The 7,349-nt window shown below is 64.3% G+C and carries 5 protein-coding genes; 3 read left to right on the top strand and 2 right to left on the bottom strand.

Annotated features, from left to right (window positions below; translation table 11 throughout):
* Positions 1 to 178: 178 nt before the first annotated feature.
* The gene (locus EGJ86_RS11485; protein WP_125835191.1) at positions 179 to 1,036 is read right to left on the bottom strand and encodes a MaoC/PaaZ C-terminal domain-containing protein; all 858 of its coding nucleotides are present in this window, start codon (positions 1,034 to 1,036) and stop codon (positions 179 to 181) included.
* Positions 1,037 to 1,226: 190 nt separating this feature from the next.
* On the opposite strand from EGJ86_RS11485, the gene EGJ86_RS11480 reads away from it, so the two are divergent.
* A complete protein-coding gene (locus tag EGJ86_RS11480; RefSeq protein WP_125835190.1) occupies positions 1,227 to 2,219 on the top strand; it encodes an AraC family transcriptional regulator in 993 nt (330 codons plus the stop codon).
* 127 nt (positions 2,220 to 2,346) lie between these two features.
* Here the strand turns inward: EGJ86_RS11480 and EGJ86_RS11475 are convergent, their stop codons facing one another.
* Positions 2,347 to 3,702, bottom strand: a complete 1,356-nt coding sequence (locus EGJ86_RS11475; protein ID WP_125835189.1) for a 3-oxoacyl-ACP reductase — start codon at positions 3,700 to 3,702, stop codon at positions 2,347 to 2,349.
* 388 nt (positions 3,703 to 4,090) lie between these two features.
* On the opposite strand from EGJ86_RS11475, the gene EGJ86_RS11470 reads away from it, so the two are divergent.
* On the top strand, positions 4,091 to 5,368 hold the full coding sequence (locus EGJ86_RS11470; RefSeq protein WP_125835188.1) for an acetyl-CoA C-acetyltransferase: 1,278 nt from the start codon (positions 4,091 to 4,093) through the stop codon (positions 5,366 to 5,368).
* A 541-nt stretch (positions 5,369 to 5,909) separates the two neighbouring features.
* Positions 5,910 to 7,349, top strand: coding sequence for a cytochrome ubiquinol oxidase subunit I (locus EGJ86_RS11465; RefSeq protein WP_125835187.1), 1,440 nt, complete (start codon positions 5,910 to 5,912; stop codon positions 7,347 to 7,349).

Below are 7,349 nucleotides of genomic sequence, written 5' to 3'. Positions count from 1 at the left end.
CCCCCTCCCGGTCGCGGGGGGCGCGTTTTTGTTTAACCCGCGCGGGGGGCCCCCCTCCCCGCGCCGCATTTGTCGCGCGGGCCCGGGCCCCCCCCCCCCCCCCCGCTCCTACGGCAACGCAGAATGCAATCCGGGGCGGATGTTCTCGATATCAGCTCCCGGATGACATCGGACTACGTCAGACCGTTAGCGGCTGCCAGCTCCCAGCCATATGCGGGGTGTCACCTTCGCCGATCAGGCGGAACTGGCCGCTGGCGCCAGGCTCGCTGGCTTGCAGGGCAACGTGGGTGGGCAGCAGTACGGGCTTCTGGAAGCGTACGTCCACCACGTAGCCGGCCTGCGGCAGGTGGGCGTGCAAGGCCGCGAGGCTTCGCGCCTTGTTCCACAGGCCATGAGCGATGGCGCGTGGGAAACCGAACAGACGTGCCGTTACGGCGTAGAAGTGGATCGGGTTGTAGTCGCCGGCCACACGCGCGTAACGCCGGCCTGTATCGGCAGGGGCGGCCCAGTCGGCCAGTGGCATCAGCTCCAGCGGCGGCTGTTCGGCGCGTAGCGGCGCCTGGCCGTCGAGACGCAGAGCGCGGCAGAGAATGCGGCTGTCACCTTCCCAGAGCAGGCCGAGCTGATCTTCCAGGCGGGTGATCAGGCTGAACGTGGCGCCTTTGTCATGCGGCTGCAGGTCGGTCACCTGCACGCTGATCTGGAACGGTCCGAGCCCGCCCATTGGGCGCAATACGCGGATACGGTTCTCCAGATGTACCAGGCCCAGCAGCGGGAACGGAAAGCGGCGGTCGGTGAGCAATTGCATCTGCAGACCGAAAGCCAGCACATGCGGATAGACCGGTGGCAGGTAGGGACTGTCTGCGATGGCGCAGACCTGGCGATAGCGAGCCAGGTGCTTCGGGTCCACGTCCACGCGGCAGCGCAGGCCGATATTGGGTAGCTGGCGGCCGGTCACCTTGCGACGCAGGGCCGCGCGTAGGAACAGGCCGGGCAGAGCCGGAGGTGTATCGAGGTCGAGCCAGTCGATGGCCATTGGCGAACTCCTTGGCGAATGAATGACAGCAGCTTAACCCTCAGACCTACACTGGCATTGGCTGTTCTGCCCAGCTTGTGTGCAGGCCAGTCAATCCGACCTGCGACGCGGTTTGCGCGCGGTGGCTCGCTGACCCTAAGATGGCGCCGCTCACGAAAAATGCTCACTAATAAGAAGAACAGCAGGAATCATGCGTGATCTGACCGACGATGTGGCGCTGATGCGCCCGGTAATCGATGCCCTGCGTGCCAGCGGAACCGATCCTGACCGCGTGCTGGTGCGCGTTGGCCTGCCTCCTGGTGGGCTGCCGGCTGGCCGCTTTCCTCACGCCGCCCAGGCGCCATTCTGGAAGGCCGCCAGCGAAGAGTGTGGCGAGGAGCATGTCGGCCTGTACCTGGCGCAGCACCTGCCCGCCTTCCATGGCCTGCTGTTGGAATACCTGTTTCTCTCCAGCGAAACCTTTGGCGTTGGCCTGCGCCACGCGCTGCGCTATGTGCGCCTGCTCTCCGACACCCTCAGCGCGCGCCTGGACGTGGAAGGCGACGTGGCCGTGCTGACCCTGGGACTGGAGGCCGATACGCCGCGGCACTTTCCGGAGATGCTGGCAGGGGCGGTGATCCGCCTGTTCGCGGCACTGACCGAAAACGATTTCCGCCCACGTGAAGTGCGCTTCATGCATGCCGAGGGCGCGCCCGCTGAGCGCTACCAGGCGGTCTATGGTTGCCCGGTACGTCTGGGCGCCGAGGACTGTGCACTGCTGTTCGATGCTGCAGTGCTGGACAAGGCCTCGCGCCACGCAGCCCCGGAATTCCTGCGCATGCACGAGTCGCTGGCGCGGCGGCAGTTGGCGGAAGTGGAGAGGCTGGACCTGGTGCGCCAGGTGCGAGAGCTGATCGCCGAACTGCTGGTCGATGGCGGCGCCACCCTGGAACAGGTCGCGGCACGCTTGAACATGCCGGCGCGGCGCTTGCGCGAGCGCCTGGCCATGGCCGGGGTGCGTTTCAACGACCTGATCACCGATTACCGCTGCCGCCTGGCCAAGGAGCTGTTGCTCAAGACTGACGAGCGTATCGAAGTGATAGTCGAACGTACTGGCTTCTCCGAACCGAGCACCTTTTACCGCGCGTTCAAGCGCTGGGTCGGGGAAACGCCGGTGGAATTTCGCAAGCGCGGCAAAGCTTGATGCCATCCCGTGGGAGGGGCTTTAGCCGCGAGCGTCGCCGCTAAAGCGCCTCCCACAGATAGTCACTCGCCCATGACCCTAGGGTGGGCCGGGCGGCGATCCGCTTCAGCCCACCCTAGCAACGGTCTCAAGCCCCCAACAAACTTTGCCCGCACACGCGCAGCACCTGCGCTGTCACTGCGCCCGAGTCTGGCTGGGCGAACCAGGCCACGGCTTCGGCGACGTCCTGCGGTAGGCCACCCTGGCTCATCGAGTTCATCCGTCGCCCGGCTTCGCGGATGCCAAGCGGAATGGCGGCGGTCATCTGGGTTTCGATGAAGCCAGGGGCCACCGCGTTGATGCTGATGCCTTTCTTCGCCAGGGCCGGCGCCCAGGCCTGAGCCAGGCCGATCACGCCGGCCTTGCTCACCGCGTAGTTGGTTTGACCCATATTGCCGGCGATGCCGCTGATCGAGGCGATCAGCACCACGCGGCCGTTATCATGCAACTTGTCGGCGTCGAGCAGCGCCTGGGTCAGTACCTGCGGCGCCTTGAGGTTGACGTCGATCACCGAGCTCCAGAACGCGTCGCTCATCTTCGCCAGGGTCTTGTCGCGAGTGATGCCGGCGTTGTGCACGACGATGTCGAGGCCGTCGGGTAAGGCTTCGACCAGGCGCTGCGGTGCATCGTCGGCGCAGATATCCAGGGTCACGGCGCGTCCACCCAGGCGCGCCGCCAGCGCCTGCAGCGCATCGGCTGCCTGGGGCACATCGAGCAGCACCACCTCGGCACCGTCACGGGCGAGCACTTCGGCGATGGAGGCGCCGATGCCGCGCGAGGCCCCGGTGACCAGCGCTTTCTTGCCGGCCAGCGGGCGCGTCCAGTCCCTGACTTGTTCACTGCAGGCGCTGAGCCGCAGTACCTGGCCGGAAACGTAAGCGCTCTTCGGCGAGAGGAAGAAGCGCAGCGCGCCTTCCAGTTGCTGCTCGCCACCCTTGCCGACATACAGCAACTGCACGCTGCCGCCGCGACGAATTTCCTTGCCCAGCGAGCGGGTAAAACCTTCCAGTGAGCGCTGCACGCTGGCGGCGATTGGGTCTTTGAGCGACTCGGGCGCACGCCCCAGCACCACCACGCGAGGGCTGTTAGCCAGTCCCTTCAAGGCGGGCTGGAAGAAGTCGCGTAGCTCGATCAACTGCTCGAAACGGGTCAGGTGGCTGGCGTCGAAGACCAACGCCTTGAGCTTGGGGCCGTGCTCGGCGGTCCAGCGGGGCAGGTCGAACTGGCCGTCGCGCGCGGCGAACAACTGATCCGTGAGCTTGCTGGCGAAAGGCTGGATGGCCTTGACCAGGTCGCCTTCACCGCCGAACAGCAGGGCCCCGTCGATCGGTCGTACGCGGCCGGCCATCCAGCGTTCCAGGCGCACAGGCGCCGGCAGACCGAGGGCGCCAACCAGGCGGCGGCCGGTGGATGAATTGGCGAAGGCGAGGTAACGATCAGACATGAAGGGCTCCTGCGGGCGAATCGAAAGTCGTGTCACTGTACGCGGCAGTCGGCAAAGCGCAATTGACTCTGTTGCCTCACGCGCCGGCGAGGCGGGCAATGTTCGCGGCTATTCAAGGTTTAGCCTGTACGACCATAGGGCTAAAGTGTCAGAACCTGCTCACGATCTGCTGCGCGTCGGCCCTACTGCGTTAAAAACAGCCTCGGACTGCTCATTTACAGCTCGTAAAGTCGAGCGCGACTCCGAGCGCTCCTCGCCTGTTTTTGCCTTGTAGGGCTCTAGCTCGCGAGATCGTGAACAGATTATACGTCTCATGTTTCTGGGAACCGGCTGACGGGCAATAGTTCGCCACAGGTTTCTTCGATTTCTCGACCAGCAAGGAGTCCACATGACCCAGTTGCGCCGGGTCGCCATCGTAGGCGGCAACCGTATCCCGTTCGCGCGTTCCAACACCGTCTACGCCAGGGCGAGCAATCAGGAAATGCTGACCAGCGCCCTTGAAGGGCTGGTCGAGCGCTTCAATCTGCATGGCGAGCACCTCGGTGAGGTGGTGGCCGGGGCTGTGCTCAAACACTCGCGGGACTTCAACCTGACCCGTGAATGCGTGCTGGGCTCGCGCCTGGCGCCGGAGACGCCGGCCTACGACCTGCAGCAGGCCTGCGGCACCGGCCTGGAAGCGGCGATTCTGGTGGCCAACAAGATCGCTCTTGGGCAGATCGACTGCGGCATCGCTGGTGGCGTCGATACCACCTCCGACGCGCCCATCGGCGTCAACGAGGGGCTGCGGCAGATCCTCCTAGAGGCCAATCGCAGTAAGAGCACCGGCGACAAGATCAAGAGTCTGCTGAAGATTCGCCCGCGCCACCTGGCGCCGCACATTCCACGCAATGGCGAGCCGCGCACCGGCTTGTCGATGGGCGAGCATTGCGAGCTGATGGCGCAGCGCTGGGCCATCCCGCGTGACGAGCAGGATCAACTGGCACTGGCCAGTCACCAGAAGCTCGCGGCGGCCTACGCCGAGGGTTGGCACGATGACCTGATGACGCCGTTTCTCGGTCTGACCCGCGACCAGAATCTGCGCCCGGACATCAGCGCCGAGAAACTCGCGACCCTCAAACCCTGCTTCGAACGCGGACCGCGCGGCACGTTGACGCCGGCCAATTCCACGCCGCTGACCGATGGCGCCTCGCTGGTGCTGCTGGCCAGCGAGGAATGGGCCAAGGCCCGTGGCCTGCCGGTGCTGGCCTACCTGCGCGACGGCGAAGCGGCGGCGGTGGATTTCGTCCAGGGCAAGGAGGGCCTGCTGATGGCGCCGGTCTATGCGGTGCCGCGCCTGCTGGCGCGCAACGGCCTGACCCTGCAGGACTTCGACTACTACGAGATCCACGAGGCCTTCGCCGCCCAGGTGCTGTGCACGCTCAAGGCCTGGGAGGACGCCGACTACTGCAAGGAGCGCCTGGGTTTGGACGGCGCACTGGGCACCATCGACCGCAGCAAGATGAACGTCAAGGGCAGTTCTCTGGCTGCCGGCCACCCGTTCGCGGCCACCGGCGGGCGTATCGTCGCCAACCTGGCCAAGCTGCTGTCGGTGGCCGGTGAGGGGCGCGGACTGATCTCCATATGCGCGGCTGGCGGTCAGGGTGTGACCGCAATCCTCGAACGGTAATCCAATACGGGTGGTCGCAAGTCATCGCGATCACTCGATGTAAGAACCTGTTCACGACCTGCTGTGCGTCGGCCCTACTGCGTTAAAAACAGGCTCGGAATGCTCATTTACAGCTCATAAAGTCGAGCGCGACTCCGAGCGCTCCTCGCCTGTTTTTGCCTTGTATGGCCCTAGCTCGCAAGGCCGTGACCAGGCTCTAAGCAACTCCGTGATTCGGGCGGCCCGCGTAGCGCGTGGCCGCCCTTTTTTTGAGCGCCGCCTGGCTGTAGGAGGGGCTTTAGCCGCGATGACCGCCTGCAATGAGTGGTTGCTGCGGTGGCCTGTCGCGCGGCAAATCACCACAGCGCCGGTTATGCCTTTAGCGGCTAGTCTTTTAGTGCGCATTGATCCAGATCAATACGCCTTTTCGCGCTTTACTCAGCAGCTTCTCGGCTGCATACCATTTCCATAAGAACAATTTCAGTTCGTTTGACTCCAAGACCTGGAGTCTATGGATCGGCTTGCGTGCTGGGGCCGAAATAACCCTGAATGAGGATGTGACATGTTCGGCCTAGAGGCGCTTGATCTCGCCCGAATCCAGTTTGCCTTCACCATTTCCTTCCACATCGTCTTTCCGGCCATCACCATTGGTTTGGCCAGCTACCTGGCGGTGCTCGAAGGTCTTTGGTTGAAGACCAGCAATACGCTGTACCGCGATCTCTACCACTTCTGGTCGAAGATCTTCGCAGTCAACTTCGGCATGGGCGTTGTCTCCGGCCTAGTCATGGCCTATCAGTTCGGCACCAACTGGAGTGCCTTCTCCGACTTTGCCGGGGCGGTCACCGGGCCGCTGCTGACCTACGAAGTGCTCACCGCGTTCTTCCTCGAAGCGGGGTTCCTCGGCGTCATGCTGTTCGGCTGGAACCGGGTCGGGCCTGGCCTGCACTTCTTCTCCACGGTGATGGTGGCCATCGGCACGCTGATCTCGACCTTCTGGATTCTCGCCTCCAACAGCTGGATGCACACGCCGCAGGGTTACGAGATCATCGATGGTCGGGTGATCCCGGTGGACTGGTTCGCCGTGGTCTTCAACCCGTCGTTCCCTTATCGCCTTGCGCATATGGCGACTGCGGCGTTCCTCGCCACCGCCTTCTTCGTCGGCGCTTCGGCGGCCTGGCACCTGCTGCGCGGGCGTGACAACCCGGCGATCCGCAAGATGCTCTCGATGGCGCTGTGGATGGCCCTGCTGGTGGCACCGGTACAGGCCTTCATCGGTGACCTGCATGGCCTCAACACGCTCAAGTACCAACCGGCGAAGATCGCCGCCATCGAAGGCCACTGGGAAAACGTCGGCGACGAGCCGACCCCGCTGATCCTCTTTGGCTGGCCGGATATGCAGCGTGAGGAAACCCGCTTCAAGGTGGAAATCCCGGCACTCGGTAGCCTGATTCTGACCCACAGCCTGGATAAACAGGTGCCGGCACTGAAGGACTTCCCGCCGGAAGATCGGGCCAACTCCACCATCGTGTTCTGGACCTTTCGCATCATGGTCGCGATGGGCCTGATGATGATCCTCACCGGCCTGTGGGGCACCTGGCTGCGCCGTGGCGAGCGGCTGTACACCTGCAGGCCGTTCCTGCACCTGGCGGTGTGGATGGGCCCGAGCGGGATCATCGCCATCCTCGCCGGCTGGTACACCACCGAGATCGGCCGTCAGCCGTGGATCATCCATGGGCTGATGCGTACCGCCGATGCTTCGTCAGGGCATAGCGCGGCGCAGTTGGGCTTTACCCTGGCGCTGTTCGTGGTGGTTTATTTCGTGCTGTTCGGTGCGGGGATCGGCTACATGCTGCGCCTGGTGCGCAAGGGGCCGAAGATCGACGAGGGCAAGGAAACGTCCGAAGGTGGGCCAGGCCAGCCGCGTACGCCAGCGCGTCCGCTGTCGGCGGCTGAAGAAGGCCTGGAAGATGGTGAAACCGACACCTTGCCGGAGAGGAGCTGA

The organism is Pseudomonas sp. o96-267 (assembly GCF_003935465.1).
Taxonomy (GTDB): Bacteria; Pseudomonadota; Gammaproteobacteria; order Pseudomonadales; family Pseudomonadaceae; genus Aquipseudomonas; species Aquipseudomonas sediminis.
Note: the sequence above shows the minus strand (reverse complement) of the source record. Positions and strands in the feature narration are given on the sequence as shown.